A 20,464-nucleotide genomic window follows, 5' to 3' on the forward strand; every position below is an offset into this window, starting at 1 on the left:
ACCTAGTTTGCGCAGGTCTTCGCTAAGGAAAAGTCAAATACCGATGCAGTTTCAGGGTACCGCCGAATACATTGCCGACAAGGATCTGATGATCGCCGTCAACGCCGCCATCCGCCTCGAACGGCCGCTTCTGGTGAAAGGCGAACCGGGCACCGGCAAGACCGAGCTCGCCCGCCAGATCGCCACGGCGCTCGGCCTCGACATCATCGAATGGAACGTCAAGTCGACCACCAAGGCGCAGCAGGGCCTGTATGAATACGACGCCGTGTCGCGGCTGCGCGACAGCCAGCTCGGCGACGAACGGGTCAACGACGTCAAGAACTACATCCGTCGCGGCAAGCTGTGGCAGGCCTTCGAAGCGGACAAAAAATGCGTGCTGTTGATCGACGAGATCGACAAGGCCGACATCGAGTTCCCCAACGACCTGCTGCAGGAACTCGACCGCATGGAATTCCATGTCTACGAAACCGGCGAGACCGTCGGCGCCCGCCACCGGCCGATCGTCATCATCACCTCCAACAACGAGAAGGAACTGCCGGATGCCTTCCTGCGCCGCTGCTTCTTCCACTATATCCGCTTTCCCGATGCCGATACGCTCGCTCGCATCGTCGAGGTGCATTACCCCGGTATCCGCCAGAACCTGCTGAAGGCGGCGCTGACGCAATTCTTCGAGATCCGCGACATGCAGGGCTTGAAGAAGAAACCCTCGACCTCGGAAGCGCTCGACTGGATCCGCCTGCTGGTTGCCGACGACATCGATCCCGCCGACCTCCGGGCGGATGCGAAGAATGCCCTGCCCCGCCTGCACGGCGCCTTGCTGAAAAACGAGCAGGACGTGCATCTGTTCGAGCGGCTGGCCTTCATGGCAAGGCGCGATTGACATCGTCCGATCAGAGTAAAAACGAGGATCGGCAAGATCACGCATCGAAAGCAATGAGTCTGAAACACGATCTATTGAACGGAGCGTGCTTCAAACCACTGCACGGGATTCGTGCAGGGAGATTGATTCTTAATCACTCTGGGATTATCTAGGGATCTGTGGTGATTTGGCCGGCCGGCTTGCAGCCACGTTAAACAACTTGCTAAAGGGCCGTGCGTCACGGACCGATAGCAATTTTTTTATGCCGCCGGTTTTTCGTTTTGGACGAGTGACAGCACATGCCTATCAAGATCCCCGATACCTTGCCCGCCTATGAAACCCTCGTGAACGAGGGCGTGCGGGTGATGACCGAGACCCTGGCCGGACGCCAGGACATCCGGCCGTTGCAGATCGGGCTCCTGAACCTCATGCCGAACAAGATCAAGACGGAGATCCAGATGGCGCGCTTGATCGGCGCGACACCGCTGCAGGTCGAGCTGTCCCTGGTGCGCATCGGCGGCCACAAGGCGAAAAACACCTCGGAAGACCATCTGCTTGCCTTCTACGAGACCTGGGAGGAGGTCAAGCACCGCAAGTTCGACGGCTTCATCATCACCGGCGCACCGGTGGAAACACTGCCCTACGAACAGGTGACCTACTGGAACGAGATGCAGCAGATCCTCGACTGGACGACGACCAACGTCCATTCGACACTCAATGTCTGCTGGGGCGCGATGGCCGCGGTCTACCATTTCCATGGCGTGCCGAAACACGAACTCAAGGAAAAGGCTTTTGGCGTCTATCGCCATCTCAACCTGAAGCCCTCGTCCGTCTATCTCAACGGTTTTTCCGACGATTTCGGCGTGCCGGTGTCACGCTGGACCGAGGTGCGCCGCGCCGACATCGAAAAGGCCGAAGGCCTGGAAATCCTGATGGAATCGAAAGAAATGGGCGTCTGCCTGCTGCATGAGAAGGCGGGCAAGCGGCTCTACATGTTCAATCACGTCGAATATGATTCGACCTCGCTGGCGGACGAATATTTCCGCGACATCAATGCCGGCGTGCCGATTAAGATGCCGCACGACTATTTCCCGCACAACGATCCGGACCTGCCGCCCTTGAACCGATGGCGCAGCCATGCGCATCTTTTCTTCGGCAACTGGATCAACGAGATCTACCAGACGACACCCTATGAAGTGTCGGAAATCGGCGCGGGAGGAAAAACACCATGAGCGGCAACCTTGAGATCAGACCCCTGCGCGCCGAGGACGAGACGGAGTGGCGCCGGCTCTGGACGGCCTATCTCGCCTTCTACGAAACGGTGCTGCCGGAAGAGATCTACCGCTCCACCTTCGCCCGGCTGCTGAGCGGCCAGCCGAACGAATATAACGGGCTCATCGCCGTGCTCGACGGCAAGCCGGTGGGGTTGGCGCATTACCTCTTCCACCGGTCCTGCTGGCATATCGACGATATCTGCTACCTGCAGGACCTCTACGCCGATCCGGATGTGCGCGGCACCGGCATCGGCCGGGCGCTGATCGAGGCGATCTATGAAAAGGCCACCGGTCGCGGCTCGAAGGAAGTCTACTGGATGACGCAGGAATTCAATGCCACCGCGCGGCGCCTCTATGATAGGCTGGCGGAAAAGACGCCCTTCCTGGTCTACCAGCGCAATTTCTAGGCCCCGATGTTCATTCCTTTCTTCCTCGATCTCAAGGCAGCAAAAATCCCGGTGACATTGCGGGAATTCTTGCTGCTCCTGGAAGGCATGCGGGAAGGGTTGGCGGATTTCGACATCGAGGCGTTCTATTTCCTGGCGCGGGCGGCGCTGGTGAAGGACGAACGGTTCATCGACCGTTTCGACCAGGTGTTCGCCAGCAGCTTCAAGGGACTGGAAGCCGTCGCTGGCAGCGAGGCCATCGAAGAAGCCGCCATTCCCGAAGAATGGCTGCGCAAGCTTGCGGAAAAATACCTGACGGACGACGAAAAGAAACTTGTCGAAAGCCTCGGCGGTTTCGACAAGCTGATGGAAACGCTGCAGCAGCGGCTGGCGGAGCAGAAGGGGCGGCATCAGGGCGGCTCGAAATGGATCGGCACCGCCGGCACTTCGCCCTTCGGCGCCTATGGCTACAATCCCGAAGGCGTGCGCATCGGCCAGGACGAATCCCGCCATCGTCGCGCCGCAAAGGTCTGGGACCGCCGCGAATTTCGCAATTTCGACGACAGCGTCGAACTCGGCACCCGCAATATCAAGGTGGCGTTGAAGCGGCTGCGCCGCTGGGTGCGCGCCGGCGCCGCCGACGAACTCGATCTCGGCGGCACGATCCGCGCCACCGCCGAACACGGCTATCTCGACGTGCAGACCCGGCCGGAGCGCCGCAACGCCGTCAAGCTTCTGATGTTCTTCGATGTCGGCGGCTCGATGGACGATCATATCCGCATCGTCGAGGAGCTGTTTTCCGCCGCCCGCGCCGAATTCCGGCACATGGATTATTTCTATTTCCACAATTGCCCCTACGAAGGCGTGTGGAAGGACAATCGCCGGCGGCGCGTCGATGTGACGCCGACCGAGGACATCATCCGCACCTTCGGGCCGGACCATCACGCCGTCTTCGTCGGCGATGCGGCGATGAGCCCTTACGAGATCACCCATGCCGGCGGTTCGGTCGAACACTGGAACAAGGAAAGCGGCGAAGTCTGGCTGTCGCGCCTGACCGGTCATTTCCGCCGGTCGATCTGGATCAACCCGGTGCGCGAGGATTATTGGGGATATACCTCGTCGATCGGCATGGTTCGACGGCTGTTTGCCGGACAGATGTATCCGTTGACGCTCGGCGGTCTGGAGCAGGCGACACGCGCGCTTTCGCGCTGATTGTCGGCAAAAATATTACTAATTGCGGTTTGCCGAAAACTGCAGCATTTTGCACTCGAATTCACAGGCAGACAGCAGGCGATCGCGACATGACGGATACAGGTTTTCAAAGAGAAGTTTTCGGAACCACGGCAGCCGGCGAGACCGTCTACCGGGTCACGATCAAGGGCGGCGGGCTGACGGCGAAGGTGATGACCTGGGGCTCCGTCATCCAGGATCTGCGCCTCGACGGCCATGCGCCGCCGCTGGTGCTGGGTTTTGAGGATTTCGCCAGCTATCCGCAATATTCCTCCTATTTCGGCGCCACGCCCGGCCGCTGCGCCAACCGCATCGATGGCGGCCGCTTCGTGCTCGACGGTGAAGAAATCCAGCTCGACCGCAACGAGAAGGGCATCAACCACCTGCACGGCGGCACCGGCAACATCGCCAAGCAGAACTGGACGATCGTCGACCAGGCCGCCGACCGCGTCGTGCTGCGCATCGTCGATGCGGCCGGCCGCGCCGGTTATCCCGGCAATTGCGACATCACCGCCATCTATCACCTGCATGGCGACGGGGTTCTTTCGGTGACCTACGAGGCGACCACGGATGCGCCGGCACCGGTCAACCTGTGTCAGCACTCCTACTTCAACCTCGACGGCCGCGAAAACGCCCTCGACCACGACCTGATGATCGCCGCCGATCATTACCTGCCGACCACCGAAGCCCAGATCCCGACCGGCGAGCTTCGCTCTGTCGCCGGCACTCCTTTCGATTTCCGCGAGATGGGCCCGATGAAGCGGTTCGAGAACGGCGAACAGGTGCTGTTCGACCATAATTTCTGCCTGTCGCGCCAGCGCACGGCAAAACGCAGCGTCGCGCTGGCCCGTAGCATCAATTCCGGCGTTTCCATGGAAGTGCGCACCACCGAACCCGGCGTGCAGCTCTATGCCGGCTTCAAGCTCGACGTGCCGGTGCCCGGCCTGGAAGGTCGCCGCTACGGCGCCTTCGCCGGCTTCTGCATGGAAACGCAGGTCTGGCCGGATGCCGTCAACCACGCCGATTTCCCGAACGCCATCCTGCGCCCCGGCCAGACGCTGAAGCAGGAAACGGATTACGTTTTTAGCAAGAGCTGATTGCGAGGGTGACGCCTGCCTCCTTCTCCCCGTGGGGAGAAGGGTCCGCAGGACGCAGCGGGATGAGGGGGTGCCACACAGCAAAACCTCGCCGTTCCGTCCCCCCTCATCCGACCCTTCGGGCCACCTTCTCCCCACGGGGGAGAAGGGGAAACGGCTGGGTTCAGCCCGACGAACCACCGTCCTGCAGCTTCTTCTCGCGCTGGACATACAACGCCTCGAAACCGCCGATGAACGTCTCGAACAGCCGTGAAAAGGTTTCGATATCGGCCTGCGGCCAGTCGGCGACGATTTCGGCAACTGCGGCCAGTTTTACCGCGCGAATTTCTTCCAGCAGCTTCAGCCCGAGCGGAGTCAGGACCACGACGATACGCCGCGCATCCGCCTGAGACGCCTCACGGCGCAGCACGCCCCGTTCGACCATGTCGGCAACCACGCGGCTGGCGCGCGACGGATCGATGCGCATGCGCTCGGCAATCGTGCCGACCGTCACCTCGCTGTCCCGCTCCACCCGCTTGATGACGTCGAGCACGTCGATATGCGAGATATCCAGATCCGGCGCGACGTTCTGCAGCGCCACACGCCCGACGACGCGCCGGCCGATCATGATGCGCATACGTGACATGGCCTGGCCGATGCGCTCGACGCTAAGCGCATCGGGGGTCTTTTCTGTGCCGGATTCGGTCATCGTGCTGTCATCCATGCTTTCCCATAGCAAAACCGCCACGGAATGGAAATATGCCGGGCGCAAAAACATGCCGTTGACAATTATATGCTAAAAGCACATAAATTGCTCAACGCCACCGGACCCCTCCTCATGGATATGCAACCCGCTTCCCTGCCGCTTGTCGCCGACAACCGACGCCGCTTCCTGGTCTTCTCCCTGCTGATGACCGCCCTTTTCATGGCAACGCTCGACAACCAGATCGTTTCCACGGCGCTGCCGACCATCGTCGGCGAATTCGGCCAGTTGGAGCGATTCGGCTGGGTCGGCTCGTCCTACCTGCTCGCCTCCAGCGCCGTGATGCCGCTCTACGGCAAGCTCGGTGACCTCTTCGGGCGCAAATATGTGATGATCGCTGCCGTCGTCATCTTCGTCGTCGGCTCGATGGTCTGCGGCCTGGCGGTATCGATGAACACGCTGATCGCCGCCCGCGTGCTGCAGGGGCTCGGCGGCGGTGGCCTGATGGTGTCGATCTTCTCGATCAACGCCGATCTTTTTGCGCCGCGTGAACGCGCCAAATACCAGAGCTATTCCAGCCTGATGCTGATGGCCTCAGGCGCCATCGGCCCGACGCTCGGCGGCACGATGAGCGACTTTTTCGGCTGGCGCTCGATATTCCTGGTCAACATTCCGATCGGCCTGCTGGTGCTCGTCGGCCTGGTGTTCCTGCTGCCTTACCGTCGCCCGGCACGCCAGCCGAAAATCGATTATGCCGGTGCGCTGCTGCTGGCTGCTGCCGTGGCGAGCGTTGTGCTGGCCGCCGACAGTGCCGAACTATTCGGCTCGCTGGTCTCGGTGCAAAGTGCCGCCATCGTCGCGACCGGCATTCTCTGTGCGGTGGCCTGGGTGGTGGTGGAACGCCGGGCGCCGGAGCCGATCGTGCCGCTGTCGCTGTTCCGCAATCCGACCTTCACGCTGCTGCTGGTCATCTCGCTGGCGAGCGGCGCCATCGGCATCGGGCTGGTCAATTATTACGCGCTGTTCCTGCAGACGACCACCGGCCTGTCGCCCTCCGTCGCCGGCCTGCTGTTCATCGCGCTGACCGGCGGCATCGTCTGCGGCTCGCTTTCCGCCGGTCGGCTGATCGCCGCCTACGGCCGCTACAAGCCGTTCTCGATCGCCAGCACCTCACTGTGCCTTGTGGCGCTCGGCCTGTTCACGCAGGTGCATCCCGGCACGCCGATCGTCGTCATCTCAGGCATCCTCTTGCTGCATGGCTTCGGCGTCGGCCTCGGCCAGCAGGTGCCGATCCTCGGTGTGCAGAACGCCGCCGCCAAGGGGGATATCGGCGCGGCGACCGGTGCGGTGACGCTGACGCGCATGTCGGGCGCGGCCATCGCCATCTCGATCTACGGCGCCGTCGTCGCCTCCGGCATCGCCCGTCTGGGCGAGGTCGTGCCCGGGGTGGCCGATATCGAGCAGCTGACGCCGAAAATGCTGGCCGCCCTGCCGGCAGACACGCGGCAGATGATCGCCGAGACCTATTCGCATGCTTTCCTGCCGCTGTTCCTCACCGCCGGCGGCATCGCCATCATCGGCCTGATCGCCGCCCTGTCGCTAAAACCGATCCGCCTGCCGCGCGCCGGCGAGGCCTGATCGCTTTCGACACATCGACTGCTTGCCAAGCGGCGTTCGCGCCGCTACATCTCTTCTCGCTCTAACGGGGTGCCTTATGTCCGGCAACGGAGATCTGGCTGAGAGGCGTGCAAACGCTAACCCGCGGAACCTGATCCGGCTAACACCGGCGGAGGGATTAGACGCGCGATCTTCAAGCGACGCCACTTTTCCCATCCAATATCAACCTGGAAGAGGAGGGCGTCATGCCGATCCAGAAGACTTCGACACTGTTTTCCCTGGCCGCACTCGCCGCCGGAGCGTTTCTTGCTTTTTCCGGCACGGCCAATGCGGCCGACAAGACGCTGACGATCTATACCTATGAAAGCTTCATCTCCGAATGGGGTCCCGGCCCCAAGGTCAAGGAAGCCTTCGAGAAAACCTGCGCATGCACCGTCGATTTCGTCGGCGTCGCCGATGGCGTGGCGCTTTTGTCCCGGCTGAAGCTTGAGGGCGAAGGCAGCAAGGCCGACCTGGTGCTCGGCCTCGACACCAACCTCGTCATCGAAGCCAAGGACACTGGCCTTTTCGAAGACCACGGCATCGATACGGCCGCGGTGAAGGTGCCCGGCGATTTCAAGGATACGGTTTTCGTTCCCTACGATTACGGCCACTTCGCCGTTGTCTACGATACGCAGGTGCTGAAAACGCCGCCGGCGAGCCTGAAGGATCTGGTCGAGGGCGATCCGTCGCAAAAGATCGTCATCGAGGACCCGCGCACCTCGACCCCCGGCCTCGGCCTGCTGCTCTGGGTCAAATCCGTCTACGGCGACAAGGCGCCGGAGGCCTGGGCCAAGCTCAAGAACCGCATCCTCACCGTCACACCCGGCTGGTCGGAGGCCTACGGCCTGTTCACCAAGGGCGAGGCGCCGATGGTGCTCTCCTACACCACCTCGCCGGCCTACCACATGGTGGCCGAAAGCACCGATCGTTATCAGGCCGCAGCTTTCTCGGAAGGCCACTACATCCAGATAGAGGTCGCCGGCCTACTGAAGAACGCCAAGGACAAGCAGCTCGCCAAGGATTTCCTCTCCTTCATGATCGGCCCCGGCTTCCAGGACACCATCCCGACCAACAACTGGATGATGCCGGTTTCGGCCACGTCGCAGCCGCTGCCGGAGGCCTTCGGCAAGCTGGTCGTTCCGCAAAAAACCTTCCTGATGTCGCCTGAAGAGGTGGCCAAGAACCGCGCGGCCTGGATCGACGAGTGGCTCGCTGCCATGAGCGCCAACTGAGCGTGCTGACGCCGGCCGAACGACGCTGGGCTCTTGCCGGCGGGGTTTTCAGCCTCGCCGGCATTCTGCTGTTTGTCGGCCTGGCGGTTCTTGCGTTGCTGACATTCGCAGGCGGCCCCTCGTCGCCGATCACCGCCCTTACCGATCCCTACACGCTGGGCATCCTGCGCTTCACGCTGCTGCAGGCCTTCCTGTCCACGCTTCTCTCCGTGGCTCTTGCCATGCCCGTGGCGCTCGCGCTGGCAAGGCAAAGGCGGTTTTTCGGCCGCATCTGGATCATCCGGCTGATGGCCGTGCCGATGGGCCTGCCGGTGCTGATCGGCGCCCTCGGCCTGCTGGCGATCTGGGGACGGCAGGGCATAATCAACGACACGCTCGCCTGGCTTGGCCTGCAGGAGCCGATCCACATCTATGGACTTGCCGGCATCCTGCTTGCCCACGTCTTCTTCAACCTGCCGCTTGCCTGCCGGCTGATGCTGATCGGGCTGGAACGCATCCCGGCGGAATACTGGCTGGTGTCCGGCTATCTCGGCATGCCGGGCCTCTCGGTGTTCCGCTTCATCGAATGGCCGGCCCTGCGCCGGCTGGTGCCGGGCATCGCCGGATTGATCTTCATGCTCTGCGCCACCAGTTTCACGCTGGTGCTGATCCTCGGCGGCGGACCGGCGGCCACGACACTGGAAGTGGCGATCTACCAATCGCTGCGCTTCGATTTCGCGCCGCAGCGTGCCGTGTCCCTGGCGCTGATGCAGATCGTCGTCACCGCAATCATCCTCGGTTTCCTCGCGTTGTTTCCGGCCCCTGAGGACCGAGGGATTGCCGCCGGAAAACCCGTGCGCCGGCTGGACGGCCAGAAGATCACCGCACGCCTGTGGGATGGCGCCATCCTGTTGCTCGCCGTCCTGTTCCTCGGCCTGCCGCTCGCCGCCGTTGCCCTTGCCAGTACCAGAGCGGACCTGCTCAAGCTGCTCGGCGAGGCCGTTTTTTGGCGAGCGGCCGCCACCAGCCTGACCATCGCCCTCGGCGCCGGCCTGCTGTCGGTCTCTCTCGCCATGGCGATCACCCAGGCACGCGAGGCGATCGCGGCGAAACGCAACCCCGCCGGCGCCGCCCGGCTGTTTTCGGCCACGCTCGGCGGAACATCGTCGCTGGTTCTGCTCGTACCGCCCGTCGTGCTGGCCACCGGATGGTTCCTGCTGCTGCTTCCCAGCGGCGATGCGAGTAAATTTGCGCCCGTTCTCGTGCTCGGCATCAACACGCTGATGTCCCTGCCCTTCGTCATCCGCATCGTCGCGCCCGCCATGGCTGCCCACCGCATCCGCACCGCCCGCCTCTCCGCGAGCCTGGGACTGGCCGGGTGGGCGAGGCTGCGGCTGGTCGACTGGCCGGGCCTGAAAAAACCGCTGCTGATGGCGCTCTCCTTTGCCATGGCCCTGTCCCTCGGCGATCTCGGCGCCGTCGCCCTGTTCGGCGCGGACGGGCTGACGACCTTGCCCTGGCTGCTCTACAGCCGGCTCGGCAGCTACCGCACCAGCGACGCGGATGGCCTTGCCTTGCTGCTCGGCCTCATCTGCCTCGGCCTGACCATCGCCGGCACGGCCGGCCTGAAAATCCCGGAGGAACGCGATGAGCGGTGAAGCAGGAGGCGGCATCGCTCTCGACGGCGTGCGGCTGCGGCTGGGCACGCAGGATTTCGACTTCGACACGGTATTGCCCGCCGGCCGGATCATCGCCGTCACCGGCCCTTCCGGCTCCGGCAAGACCACGCTTTTGAACCTTCTCGCCGGTTTCGAGACACCGGATCGCGGCCGGGTTTTGCTTGCCGGCCAGGATGTCACCGCCCTTCACCCCAGCGAACGGCCGGTCTCGCTGGTCTTCCAGGACAACAACCTGTTTTCGCATCTCGACCTGTTCACCAATATCGGCCTCGGCATCAGCCCGCGCTTCGCGCTGACGGCTGCCGATCGGACGCGCATCTCGGCAGCGCTTGCCCGTGTCGGCCTGGAGGGTTTCGAAAGACGCCTGCCGCCGTCCCTGTCCGGCGGCGAGCGGCAACGGGCGGCCTTCGCCCGCGCCCTTGTCCGCAATCGCCCGATCCTGCTGCTCGACGAACCTTTCGCCGCACTCGACCCGAGCCTGCGCCAGAGCATGGCCACGCTTTTGCTGGCCTTGCATCGCGACACCGGCAACACCGTGCTGCTGGTCACCCATGACCCCGCCGAGCTTCGCCGCCTCGCCGATCATGCCGTGTTCGTCACGCAGGGCAGGATTGCGCTCAGCGCACCGGTCGAGGAATTTCTAAAACACCGCGACATCCCGGAAGTGCTTGATTTCCTCGGATCTTAACCTTCCGTTGACCATAAGATGAAGTCTTTGCCACAATTTGGTCGCCCGCAGATGACATGGCAGGAACGGGACACGTTATATGCTCTGCGAAACGATGCTTGCTAAAATACAACGCCGCCATAATTAAAGCACGTCTCGCTATGCAACCCCCGTCGAAATCAGCTAGAGCAAACCATTGGCTCGACTGGACGGACAGGTTGTGAATCGGGGCTTCCTACCCCGATGACACCAGCTTTGATGTTGACCTGCCCGCGGCCGAGACACGAGTGGAAACGATCCTGACGATAATGACGACGCGCGCAGCAGCTCCCAGACAGACCAACGCTTCCAGTTCCTCATGGCCGCGCATTGCCGTTGTCTTGCTGGCGGCTGCCGTGGCGCTTTCGGGCTGTCAGTCGCTGACGGAGCAGGTCTACGAACCGACCGTTGCGCCGTCCAACAATCCGCAAATCGTCGACGAAGTCCAGAAGAACGATCCGCGTGCCCAGATGGGTGCCCGCGAACATCCGCGCATCGTCGCCAGCTACGGCGGCGAATACCACGACGAGAAGACCGAACGGCTGGTCGCCCGCATCACCGGCGCGCTGACCGCCGTCTCGGAAAATCCGGCGCAATCCTACCGCATCACCATCCTGAATTCGCCGGCGATCAATGCCTTCGCCCTGCCGGGTGGCTATCTCTATGTCACCCGCGGCCTGCTGGCGCTCGCCAACGACGCTTCCGAGGTCGCTGCCGTGCTGTCGCACGAAATGGCGCACGTCACGGCCAATCACGGCATCGAGCGGCAGAAGCGCGAAGAAGCGGAAGTCATCGCCAGCCGGGTGGTGGCGGAAGTGCTGTCCAGCGATCTCGCCGGCAAGCAGGCTTTGGCGCGCGGCAAGCTGCGGCTTGCGGCCTTTTCGCGCAACCAGGAACTCCAGGCCGACGTGATCGGCGTGCGCATGCTCGGCGAGGCCGGTTACGATCCGTATGCCGCAGCCCGTTTCCTCGATTCCATGGCCGCCTATAGTCGCTTCATGTCGGTGGATCCCGATGCCGACCAGAGCCTGGACTTCCTGTCCAGCCATCCGAATTCGGCGCAGCGTATCGACCTGGCCCGCCGCCATGCCCGCAATTTCGGGCCGGAAGGCCAGAGCGGCGACCGCGGACGGGATTATTATCTCGCCGGCATCGACGGCCTGCTTTACGGCGACAGCCCGCAAGAGGGTTACGTGCGCGGCCAGACCTTCCTGCACGGCAGCCTCGGCATCCGCTTCGACGTGCCTGCCGGCTTCCAGATCGACAACAAGGTGGAAGCGGTGCTGGCAACCGGCCCCGGCGATATCGCCATCCGGTTCGACGGCGTGGCGGACGAACAGCAGCGCAGCCTGACGAATTACATTTCCAGCGGCTGGGTCACAGGCCTGCTGCCGGACACCATCCGCACCGCCACCGTCAACGGCCTGGAGGCCGCCACGGCACGCGCCCAGGCCGAACGCTGGGATTTCGACGTGACGGTCATTCGCATCGAGAAGCAGATCTTCCGTTTCCTGACCGCCGTGCCCAAGGGCAGCGCGTCGCTGGAACCGACCGCAAACGTGCTGCGCACCACGTTCCGCCGCATGACGCCGCAGGAAGCCGCATCGCTGAAGCCGCTGCGTGTCCGCGTCGTTACCGTGCGGGACGGTGACACCATCCCGTCGATCGCCGCGCGCATGATGGGTACGGACCGCAAGCTCGATCTGTTCAAGATGATCAATGCCCTCCCGACAGGCGCCTCGCTTTCGCGAGGCGACAAGGTCAAGATCATATCGGAATAACAAATTGCTGGAGACAGGCCGCTTTTCATTGAAGAGCGGAATGGCTTTGCGTTGCTGCGTTCACGCTAAGCCACTGGATGTTTCGCTGGTCCCGCGCGTCAGGCGTAGGCGGCCATGCCGGGATCGGCACTCACCAGCGCCTGCTTGAGCTTCTGCAGCGCCCGGCTTTCGATCTGGCGCACCCGCTCCTTGGAGATGCCGAGATCGGCGCCAAGCTCTTCCAGGGTCGCCCCGTCATCGGCAAGCCGACGCGCGCGGATGATGCGCATTTCCCGTTCGTTGAGATGGCCGAGCGCTGCTGTGAGCCAGGTCAGCCGCCGCTCCGTATCGATCATGATCGAGACCTGCTCGTCGGGCAGGGGATCGTCGCATGCCAGCATGTCGAGCCGCTCGCCGCTATCGGCATCACCCGAAATCGTCGGCGTCTGCAGCGACGTATCGTTGGCGGACAGGCGGGCATCCATCGTCTGGACATCCGCCAGGCTGACACCGAGGGCGGCGGCGATTTCCTCGTGGATGGCCTGTGCCGTCAACTGGGTATCACCACGGGCGAGCTTGGCGCGCAGGCGGCGCAAATTGAAGAACAAGGCTTTCTGGGCAGAACTGGTGCCGCCGCGCACGATCGACCAGTTGCGCAATATGTAATCCTGCATCGAGGCGCGGATCCACCAGGACGCATAGGTCGAAAAACGCACGTCACGCTCCGGTTCGAAACGGGCAGCGGCTTCGAGAAGCCCGACATAGCCCTCCTGGACCAGATCGCTCATCGACAAACCAAAGTGCCGGAATTTGCCGGCCATGGAGACCACCAGTCGCATATGGGCCATGGCGATCTGGTTGCGAGCATTCTGGTCGGATGTTTCCTTCCAGCGAACGGCGAGGTCGTGTTCCTCTTCGCGGGCAAGGTAGGGGGCTGCCATGGCGATTTTGATCATGCGCCGATCTGCAGACATACTCTTCATGCGATTTCTCCATGAAAGCCACCAGAGGTGAACGGTGGGATGTCTGACACATCGCTGTTCCGCCCAGCGACCTGCACCGGGCAGGCCTCTGATCGAGGGCCAACAGGGCTTGTCGCGATGATGAAACGTCGCGAGAGGCAAAAAAGTTCCAATAAAAAAACCCGGCTCGAAGGCCGGGTCTTTAAAAAATCGAAGCGGGACCTATTTTCAGGCCGCTTCGTCCTGGGAATCGTCTTCCTCGATCGTCTTTCCGCGCTTCGGACCCTTGGCCAGATGCGTCTCGACGAGACGGACCGCTTCGGTTTCCGACATCTTGTTGACGGCGGCGATCTCGCGGGCCATGCGGTCGAGCGCAGCTTCGTAAAGCTGACGTTCGGAGTAGGACTGCTCCGGCTGGTTTTCGGCGCGATAGAGATCGCGTACCACTTCCGCGATGGAAATCAGATCACCGGAATTGATCTTGGCATCGTATTCCTGGGCGCGGCGCGACCACATGGTGCGCTTGACGCGAGCCTTGCCCTGGACGACCTTCAACGCACGTTCGACGAAATCGGTTTCGGACAGCTTGCGCATGCCGATGCTGACGGCCTTGGCGACCGGCACCTTGAGGCGCATCTTGTCTTTTTCGAAATCGATCACGAAAAGTTCGAGCTTCATGCCCGCAACTTCCTGCTCCTCGATGGCAGTGATCGTGCCGACACCATGGGCCGGATAAACGATCGCTTCACCGGTCTTGAAGCCGTGGCGCGCTGAAGATTTTTTCTGCTGGGTCGTCATGCGTTCTAAAAACTCCCTATAACGCACCCGGCACGTTCGCCGGGGCCGGGTCAGTCAGGCCCGGATGAGACGGGGACACCGTCGGGTGACTCCATTTCTGGTCCGTCCAAACGCGCGCGCAAAAAGAAACCCATGATCGCGATCAGAGACCCGACAGCCAAACTCGCTGTATGTTGTCGCAGAAACCGCGTTAGGGGTTATTTTTGTTGCTTTCGTGATGGTTTTGGGCACACGAAATGCCGCAATGTGGATCAGTGTTTTGACCCTACCATAAAAATATGAGGAAATCAATAATTTGCTTTGCCTGTGTTGCCGCTGACACGCGCACAAGCCTCTGGATTGATTCTGTTTTGATTCGCTTTGCGCGTCGCCGCGGCGTTGCGAAATCGCGTCCGGATCAGTCGCCGGAACCGGGGTTCGGGGAGAAGAATTTCTCCAGCTTGCCCTCGACGCCATCCATTTCCTTGGCGTCGGGCATGGCATCGCGCTTGACCGTGATGTTCGGCCAGATGCCGGCATATTCCGCGTTGAGTTTCAGCCACTTGTCGAGGCCCGGCTCCGTATCGGGCTTGATGGCTTCCGCGGGACATTCCGGCTCGCAGACGCCACAATCGATGCATTCGTCGGGATGGATGACGAGAAAGTTCTCGCCTTCGTAAAAACAGTCGACGGGGCAGACTTCGACACAGTCGGTATATTTGCAGCTGATGCAATTGTCGGTCACGACATACGTCATGATGAACTCCAGAAACGGTGTGGCTCAGGCTACCGACGATCGCCAGGATCGCTTCAAAGCCTTCACGTGAACAGGAAAACCCGAACAGCCTTCGCAACGCGCCAGCCGACGATCTCCGTTGCTGTGGACGTAACGTCTTTGGCTCGGCTTATCAAGGATTAACAATCCTGAAATCAACGCATCCGCGCACAGAGTTTTCACACGAGCCGGCAAAGATCCGCAACTATTCCTCGTCACTGAGAAGCCGGTCGATCAATCGCCGCTCCTTCTTGGTCGGCCGCCCCGCGCCGGGCGCCCGAACGGCCTGCTCGAACAGGGTGAGACGTTTTGTCTCATCCGGCGGCGGCGAACGGTCCTCGTAGAGCAGCTTGGCCTCCTCGTAAGGCCCACGCCGCTCTCCCGGCAGCTTGACCAGCAACACGACGTCGCGCCGATCCAGCGAAAGCACGACAAGGTCGCCCGGCTTCACCTGATGGCTGGCCTGCGTCACCCGCTCGCCATTCACCTTCACCGATCCGGACTGGACATGCGACTGGGCGAGCGAGCGCGATTTTGCCATGCGGGTAAAAAACAGCCATTTGTCGATGCGCTGGCGCGAACCACTGCCTGGCTGTTTTTCATCCGCCATGGGCTTACTTCTTCATCTGCTCCTTGAGAGCAGCGAGCTTTGCGAAAGGAGAATCCGGATCGATCGGCTTTTCCTTGCGCGGTGGCTTGGACTCGAAGCGCAGCGGCTGCGATGCGCCGCCACGATCGTTGTTGCGATCGGGACGGCCGCCCTTGCGGTCACCGCGATCCTGCCGTTCGCCACGTTCACCGCGCGGACCAGCCTGGTCGGAACGCCCGCCTTCCTTGCCCTTGAAACGGTCGGGGCGGTCGCCGCCACGACGGTTGTCCCTGTTGTCGCGGCCTTCGCGCTTTTCGCCTTCCGGACGCGCCTCGCCGGCTGCCCGTTCACCGCCACGTGGACGGTTGGACTGGTTGCCACGGCGCTCGCCCTGCGGACGGTTGCCACGCTGGTTGTCGTTGCGACCACCCGGACGCCACAGCAGCACCGGCTTGACTTCGGCGACAACGTCTTCGGCAGCAACGGCTGCAGCTTCTTCAGCGACGACGGGCGTTTCTTCGGCGGCAACCGGCGCGCTGTCTTCAGCTGCAGGTGCGGCCTCGGCGGCGGACTCTTCGCCGGCGCTGTCGGCGTCGTCGTCATCGGCCTTGGCGCCGTCTGCCTCTTCGGCAGCCGCAACGGCGGCTTCCGGTGCAGCACCGGCCTGGCTGGCCAGGAAGGCAGCCGCGTCTTCAGCCTTTACCGGATCGGCGCGGTAACCCAGACCCTTGAGGATTTCCTCCATGTCGTCGGGCGTAGCACCGAGAATGGACAGCATCGCCGTGGTCGTGGTGAAACGACGGCCGTCATAGGCGCCGTCGGGACGGTTTGCCGTACCCGGCTTCCACTGCAGCAGCGGCCGGATGAGATCGGCAAGACGTTCGAGAATATCGATGCGCACGGCGCGCTTGCCGAGGAAACGGAAGCCGGCCAGCTTGTAGAAGGTGCGCTCGAAGCTCGGATCGGTGACAACAGAGGTGCGGCCGGCGGCGAGAACCGGGATCAGGTCGCCGTAACCCGGCTTGTCCAGGCCGTCATTCTTCAGCGCCCAGAGCAGCGTGATCAGCTCGGCCGGAGCCGGCTTGAGAAGCGCAGGCATGAAGATGTGGTAAGCGCCGAAACGCACGCCGTAGCGGCGGATCGAGGCACGCGCTTCCTGATCCAGCGACTTGACGTCGTCGGTGACGTCGCGGCGGAACAGCACGCCGAGATTTTCGACAAGCTGGAATGCCAGGCCCTTGGCAAGGCCCTGCAGGTCTTCCGCCCGCGAAAGGTCGTCGAGCGGCTTCAGCACCGTCGAAATATGATAGTTCACGAAACGCTCGACGCGGGCAACGACGTGCTCGCGGGCATTACCGGTCAGCTGCTCGTCGGCGAGCAGGATGACGCGCGGGCGCATGACGTGGTCGCTGGACGACAGCCGCGCCACGGGATCGCCGAGCCAGCGCACCGTCCCATCGGACGACAGTGCCAGATCGCCGTTGCCGGCCGCATGCAGCCGTGCTGCACGCGCCTCGAACTCCAGCGCCAATGCCTTCTGTGCCGCCGACTGCACAGCACGCGCATCGGGACCTTCCATCCCGCTCACGGTCGTGAATCGAAATCCGGCCAGTTGTCCCACGTGATGACCTTCGACGAAGACATCACCATTCACACTGATTTCAGCTTCCAGCATCGCATTCTCTCTCAGGCGCTTCATGAGCACAGATGTCCTGCGATCAACAAAGCGTTTCGTCAACCTTTCATGTAACGCATCGGACAATCGATCCTCGATTTCCCGCGTCTTTTCTTGCCAGTGTGTCGGATCGGCAAGCCATCCCGGGCGGTTGGACACATAGGTCCATGTTCTTATCTGCGCGATTCGCGCCGAAAGCGTGTCGATCTCTCCGTCCGTGCGATCGGCACGATGCACCTGCTCCGCCAGAAAATTCTCATTGACCGCGCCGTAACGGACAAGGTCCGAAAACAGGCTCGAAATGAGGTCCGCGTGCTGCGCCGGCGTGATCCGCCGGTAATCGGGAAGCGCGCAGGCCTCCCAGAGCTTTTCTACTCTTTCGGGATTCGTGGCAAGATCATTGATCTCGGGATAACGCGAAAGATATTCGAGCGCCTGCTGGTCTATAGCCGGCAAAGCACGCGTCAACCCGCCGACGCGCGGCACGGCGTCGAGGCTGTGGCGCAACGCGGCGATACTCGAATAGTCGAAATCCTTGGTCCGCCACTGCAAGACCTTGATCGGATCGAAATGATGGCTCTCGATCCGCCGCACCAGTTCTTCATCGAAAGGATCGACGCGGCCGGTCACGCCGAAGGTGCCGTCCTTGAGGTGGCGGCCGGCGCGGCCGGCGATCTGGCCGAGTTCGCCGGGATTGAGATTGCGGAACTGGTAGCCGTCGAATTTCCGGTCCTGGGCGAAAGCGACGTGATCGACGTCGAGATTGAGGCCCATGCCGATGGCATCCGTCGCCACCAGATATTCGACGTCGCCGGACTGGTAGAGGCCCACCTGCGCATTGCGGGTGCGCGGCGACAGCGCGCCGAGCACCACGGCCGCTCCGCCCCGCTGGCGGCGGATGAGTTCGGCGATGGCATAGACCTCGTCGGCCGAAAAGGCGACGATGGCGGTCCGCTGCGGCAGGCGGGTGATTTTTTTCTGGCCGGCGTAAAACAGCTGCGAAAGACGGGGGCGCTCGATCACGGTGATGCCGGGCAGCAACTGTTCGAGGATCGGCCGCATCGTCGCCGCACCCAGAAGCAGCGTTTCCTCGCGACCGCGCAGATGGAGGATGCGGTCGGTGAAGATATGGCCGCGCTCGAGATCGCCGGCAAGCTGCACTTCGTCGATGGCGACGAACGCCGCCTTGGTTTCACGCGGCATCGCCTCGACGGTGCAGACGGAAAACCGCGCATTGACCGGGGAAATCTTCTCCTCACCGGTCACCAGGGCCACATGCTGTGCCCCGACCTTTTCGACGAGGCGCGTATAGACCTCGCGCGCCAGGAGCCGAAGCGGCAAGCCGATGACGCCGGAACCATGCGCCACCATGCGCTCGATGGCATAGTGCGTCTTGCCGGTATTGGTTGGCCCGAGCACGGCGACAACGCCGCGTCCGCTCAGGATCATGGGCTGCATATTCAAAGTTTCTACCCGTGCATCGACGAAAGGCTGGCGTCCCCGGTCATTCGTACATCCCCCGACCGGATGGTTTCACACATGGCGATCCTTCATGGCAAAGGCAAGAAGGGAATGCCGCCAGCCTTAAGAATATGCGTTACCACCAAGAATTATCTGACAATCGTCATGTTTTGCCAAGGTTTGCGGGCGGAACAGTCTGCGAACGAATCGGCGACGAATCGCTGATTCCGGCTGATTCCACCTTTGTTCGCATGCCGTTTGCCACCGCAGCCCGGCACCGGCGCAACGGCATGTTTGCCCATCCCGCCGCCCAAAGAGAGCTTGGAACCTTCCGAGACGCCGCACGTTAACCAGCCGCGATCGGTATCGCGCAGACATGGAGACAGGCATCATGCTCGGAACAATTCTTCTTATCATTCTCATCCTCCTCCTTATCGGTGCGCTGCCGAACTGGGGTTACAGCCGAGGCTGGGGTTACGGCCCGTCCGGCGGGCTTGGCCTCGTCGTCGTCATCATCATTATCCTGCTCCTGATGGGCCGGATCTGAGAAAAACCGGGAGAGGTTCCATGAAAAAATCCATTATTGTCGGCGCAATCATTCTTCCCCTTCTGGCCTCCTGCTCGGCCACGGAACGTGGCACGGCCGTGGGTGCAGCCTCCGGCGCCGTGATCGGCGGCGTGATCACCGGTGATGCCGGCGGCGCGGTTGCCGGCGCCGTGGTTGGCGGTGCAGCCGGTTATCTCTTGAGCAAATCGAAGCGTCCGGGTTACTGCGTCTACCGCGACCGTTACGGCCGCCGCTACGAAGCGCGCTGCTGACCGCAAGCCAGAATGAAAAACGGCGCCCGAGAGGCGCCGTTTCCTTATGTGATGTGCTTGCAGTGTTCGTGATCAGACGACGAACTGGCCGCCATTGGCCGTCAACGTCGAGCCGGTGATGAAACCGGAATCGTCCGACGCCAGGAAGACGACACAGCGGGCAATCTCTTCCGGTTCGCCGAGACGACCGACCGGGATCTGCGGGATGATGCGCTCGTTGAGCACCTTTTCCGGCACGGCGCGCACCATTTCGGTGCCGATATAGCCCGGGCAGATGGCGTTGACGGTGATGTTCTTGGCCGCACCTTCCTGCGCCAGTGCCTTGGTGAAACCGAGGTCGCCGGCTTTTGCAGCGGAATAATTCACCTGGCCCATCTGGCCCTTCTGGCCGTTGATCGAGGAAATGTTGATCACCCGCCCAAAGCTGCGATCCCGCATGCCGGTCCAGACATTGTGCGTCATGTTGAACAGGCCGGAGAGATTGGTGTCGATGACTGCATTCCACATATCCGGCGTCATCTTGTGGAACATCGTGTCGCGCGTGATGCCGGCATTGTTGACGAGGATCTCGATCGGGCCGAGTTCGCTTTCCACCTTGGCGATGCCCTCGGCGCAGGCCGCATAGTCGGACACATCCCATTTGAAGATGGCGATGCCGGTTTCTTCATGGAAAGCCTTGGCCTTCTCTTCGTTGCCGGCATAGTTGGCGGCAACACGATAACCGGCCGCCTTCAAGGCAATGCAAATTGCCGCGCCGATGCCGCGCGTACCACCTGAAACCAAAGCTACTCTGCTCATTTCGTGTTTCCCCCAATTATCGTTGTGGCATGCGGTTCCGGATACGGGCGAGGCTGGCATACTGC

At 62.2% G+C, this 20,464-nt stretch carries 19 protein-coding genes and 2 riboswitches; of the genes, 12 read left to right on the top strand and 7 right to left on the bottom strand.

Annotated features, from left to right (window positions below; genetic code table 11):
- The first annotated feature begins 43 nt into the window (after nucleotides 1–43).
- The 5 genes from ACSQ3I_RS08875 to ACSQ3I_RS08895 all read left to right on the top strand — a co-directional run bounded on the left by ACSQ3I_RS08875 (nucleotide 44) and on the right by ACSQ3I_RS08895 (nucleotide 4,846).
- On the top strand, nucleotides 44–880 hold the full coding sequence (locus ACSQ3I_RS08875) for an AAA family ATPase (protein ID WP_435998002.1): 837 nt from the start codon (nucleotides 44–46) through the stop codon (nucleotides 878–880).
- Between the two features lie 148 nt (nucleotides 881–1,028).
- A riboswitch (SAM riboswitch) is annotated at nucleotides 1,029–1,106 on the top strand.
- Between the two features lie 52 nt (nucleotides 1,107–1,158).
- Nucleotides 1,159–2,091, top strand: coding sequence for a homoserine O-acetyltransferase MetA (gene metA / locus ACSQ3I_RS08880; protein WP_435998003.1), 933 nt, complete (start codon nucleotides 1,159–1,161; stop codon nucleotides 2,089–2,091).
- Complete coding sequence (locus tag ACSQ3I_RS08885) at nucleotides 2,088–2,540, top strand: N-acetyltransferase family protein (RefSeq protein WP_435998005.1); 453 nt, start codon at nucleotides 2,088–2,090, stop codon at nucleotides 2,538–2,540. Before metA ends, ACSQ3I_RS08885 begins: the two co-directional genes overlap by 4 nt.
- Nucleotides 2,541–2,546: 6 nt before the next feature.
- Nucleotides 2,547–3,731 (top strand): vWA domain-containing protein, encoded by a 1,185-nt coding sequence (locus tag ACSQ3I_RS08890; protein WP_435998007.1) that lies wholly within the window; start codon nucleotides 2,547–2,549, stop codon nucleotides 3,729–3,731.
- Nucleotides 3,732–3,820: 89 nt separating this feature from the next.
- On the top strand, nucleotides 3,821–4,846 hold the full coding sequence (locus ACSQ3I_RS08895) for an aldose epimerase family protein (RefSeq protein WP_435998009.1): 1,026 nt from the start codon (nucleotides 3,821–3,823) through the stop codon (nucleotides 4,844–4,846).
- Nucleotides 4,847–5,009: 163 nt separating this feature from the next.
- On the opposite strand, the gene ACSQ3I_RS08900 is transcribed toward ACSQ3I_RS08895, so the two are convergent.
- Complete coding sequence (locus tag ACSQ3I_RS08900) at nucleotides 5,010–5,549, bottom strand: MarR family winged helix-turn-helix transcriptional regulator (RefSeq protein ID WP_435998010.1); 540 nt, start codon at nucleotides 5,547–5,549, stop codon at nucleotides 5,010–5,012.
- Between the two features lie 114 nt (nucleotides 5,550–5,663).
- On the opposite strand from ACSQ3I_RS08900, the gene ACSQ3I_RS08905 reads away from it, so the two are divergent.
- The 5 genes from ACSQ3I_RS08905 (at nucleotide 5,664) to ACSQ3I_RS08925 (ending at nucleotide 12,564) form a co-directional block, all read left to right on the top strand.
- Nucleotides 5,664–7,166 carry an MDR family MFS transporter gene (locus tag ACSQ3I_RS08905; RefSeq protein ID WP_435998012.1) on the top strand — a complete coding sequence of 501 codons (1,503 nt, stop codon included), beginning with the start codon at nucleotides 5,664–5,666 and terminating at the stop codon, nucleotides 7,164–7,166.
- A gap of 55 nt (nucleotides 7,167–7,221) precedes the next feature.
- A riboswitch (TPP riboswitch) is annotated at nucleotides 7,222–7,340 on the top strand.
- 50 nt (nucleotides 7,341–7,390) lie between these two features.
- A complete protein-coding gene (gene thiB / locus ACSQ3I_RS08910; protein ID WP_435998014.1) occupies nucleotides 7,391–8,419 on the top strand; it encodes a thiamine ABC transporter substrate binding subunit in 1,029 nt (342 codons plus the stop codon).
- Nucleotides 8,420–8,421: 2 nt separating this feature from the next.
- A complete protein-coding gene (gene thiP, locus ACSQ3I_RS08915; RefSeq protein ID WP_435998327.1) occupies nucleotides 8,422–10,056 on the top strand; it encodes a thiamine/thiamine pyrophosphate ABC transporter permease ThiP in 1,635 nt (544 codons plus the stop codon).
- On the top strand, nucleotides 10,046–10,765 hold the full coding sequence (locus ACSQ3I_RS08920) for a thiamine ABC transporter ATP-binding protein (protein ID WP_435998016.1): 720 nt from the start codon (nucleotides 10,046–10,048) through the stop codon (nucleotides 10,763–10,765). Before thiP ends, ACSQ3I_RS08920 begins: the two co-directional genes overlap by 11 nt.
- Nucleotides 10,766–11,052: 287 nt before the next feature.
- On the top strand, nucleotides 11,053–12,564 hold the full coding sequence (locus ACSQ3I_RS08925; RefSeq protein ID WP_435998018.1) for a M48 family metalloprotease: 1,512 nt from the start codon (nucleotides 11,053–11,055) through the stop codon (nucleotides 12,562–12,564).
- A 98-nt stretch (nucleotides 12,565–12,662) separates the two neighbouring features.
- Here ACSQ3I_RS08925 and ACSQ3I_RS08930 read toward each other — a convergent pair whose 3' ends face one another.
- From ACSQ3I_RS08930 to ACSQ3I_RS08950, 5 genes are all read right to left on the bottom strand, one after another.
- Nucleotides 12,663–13,526 carry an RNA polymerase factor sigma-32 gene (locus ACSQ3I_RS08930; protein ID WP_435998020.1) on the bottom strand — a complete coding sequence of 288 codons (864 nt, stop codon included), beginning with the start codon at nucleotides 13,524–13,526 and terminating at the stop codon, nucleotides 12,663–12,665.
- 207 nt (nucleotides 13,527–13,733) lie between these two features.
- Nucleotides 13,734–14,303, bottom strand: coding sequence for a CarD family transcriptional regulator (locus tag ACSQ3I_RS08935; RefSeq protein ID WP_435998021.1), 570 nt, complete (start codon nucleotides 14,301–14,303; stop codon nucleotides 13,734–13,736).
- 397 nt (nucleotides 14,304–14,700) lie between these two features.
- The gene (gene fdxA / locus ACSQ3I_RS08940) at nucleotides 14,701–15,039 is read right to left on the bottom strand and encodes a ferredoxin FdxA (RefSeq protein ID WP_435998023.1); all 339 of its coding nucleotides are present in this window, start codon (nucleotides 15,037–15,039) and stop codon (nucleotides 14,701–14,703) included.
- A 223-nt stretch (nucleotides 15,040–15,262) separates the two neighbouring features.
- Nucleotides 15,263–15,667: an RNA-binding S4 domain-containing protein gene (locus ACSQ3I_RS08945; protein ID WP_435998025.1), complete on the bottom strand. Its 405-nt coding sequence runs from the start codon at nucleotides 15,665–15,667 to the stop codon at nucleotides 15,263–15,265.
- 4 nt (nucleotides 15,668–15,671) lie between these two features.
- Complete coding sequence (locus ACSQ3I_RS08950; protein WP_435998329.1) at nucleotides 15,672–18,770, bottom strand: helicase-related protein; 3,099 nt, start codon at nucleotides 18,768–18,770, stop codon at nucleotides 15,672–15,674.
- A 403-nt stretch (nucleotides 18,771–19,173) separates the two neighbouring features.
- Here ACSQ3I_RS08950 and ACSQ3I_RS08955 point away from each other — a divergent pair, with 403 nt between their 5' ends.
- Nucleotides 19,174–19,329 (top strand): DUF3309 family protein, encoded by a 156-nt coding sequence (locus ACSQ3I_RS08955; protein ID WP_109459502.1) that lies wholly within the window; start codon nucleotides 19,174–19,176, stop codon nucleotides 19,327–19,329.
- Nucleotides 19,330–19,349: 20 nt separating this feature from the next.
- Nucleotides 19,350–19,601, top strand: a complete 252-nt coding sequence (locus tag ACSQ3I_RS08960; protein ID WP_435998027.1) for a YMGG-like glycine zipper-containing protein — start codon at nucleotides 19,350–19,352, stop codon at nucleotides 19,599–19,601.
- A 72-nt stretch (nucleotides 19,602–19,673) separates the two neighbouring features.
- On the opposite strand, the gene ACSQ3I_RS08965 is transcribed toward ACSQ3I_RS08960, so the two are convergent.
- The gene (locus ACSQ3I_RS08965) at nucleotides 19,674–20,399 is read right to left on the bottom strand and encodes a beta-ketoacyl-ACP reductase (RefSeq protein WP_435998028.1); all 726 of its coding nucleotides are present in this window, start codon (nucleotides 20,397–20,399) and stop codon (nucleotides 19,674–19,676) included.
- Nucleotides 20,400–20,464: the final 65 nt, after the last annotated feature.

This window comes from Rhizobium sp. LjRoot30, from assembly GCF_964253915.1.
Taxonomy (GTDB): Bacteria; Pseudomonadota; Alphaproteobacteria; order Rhizobiales; family Rhizobiaceae; genus Metarhizobium.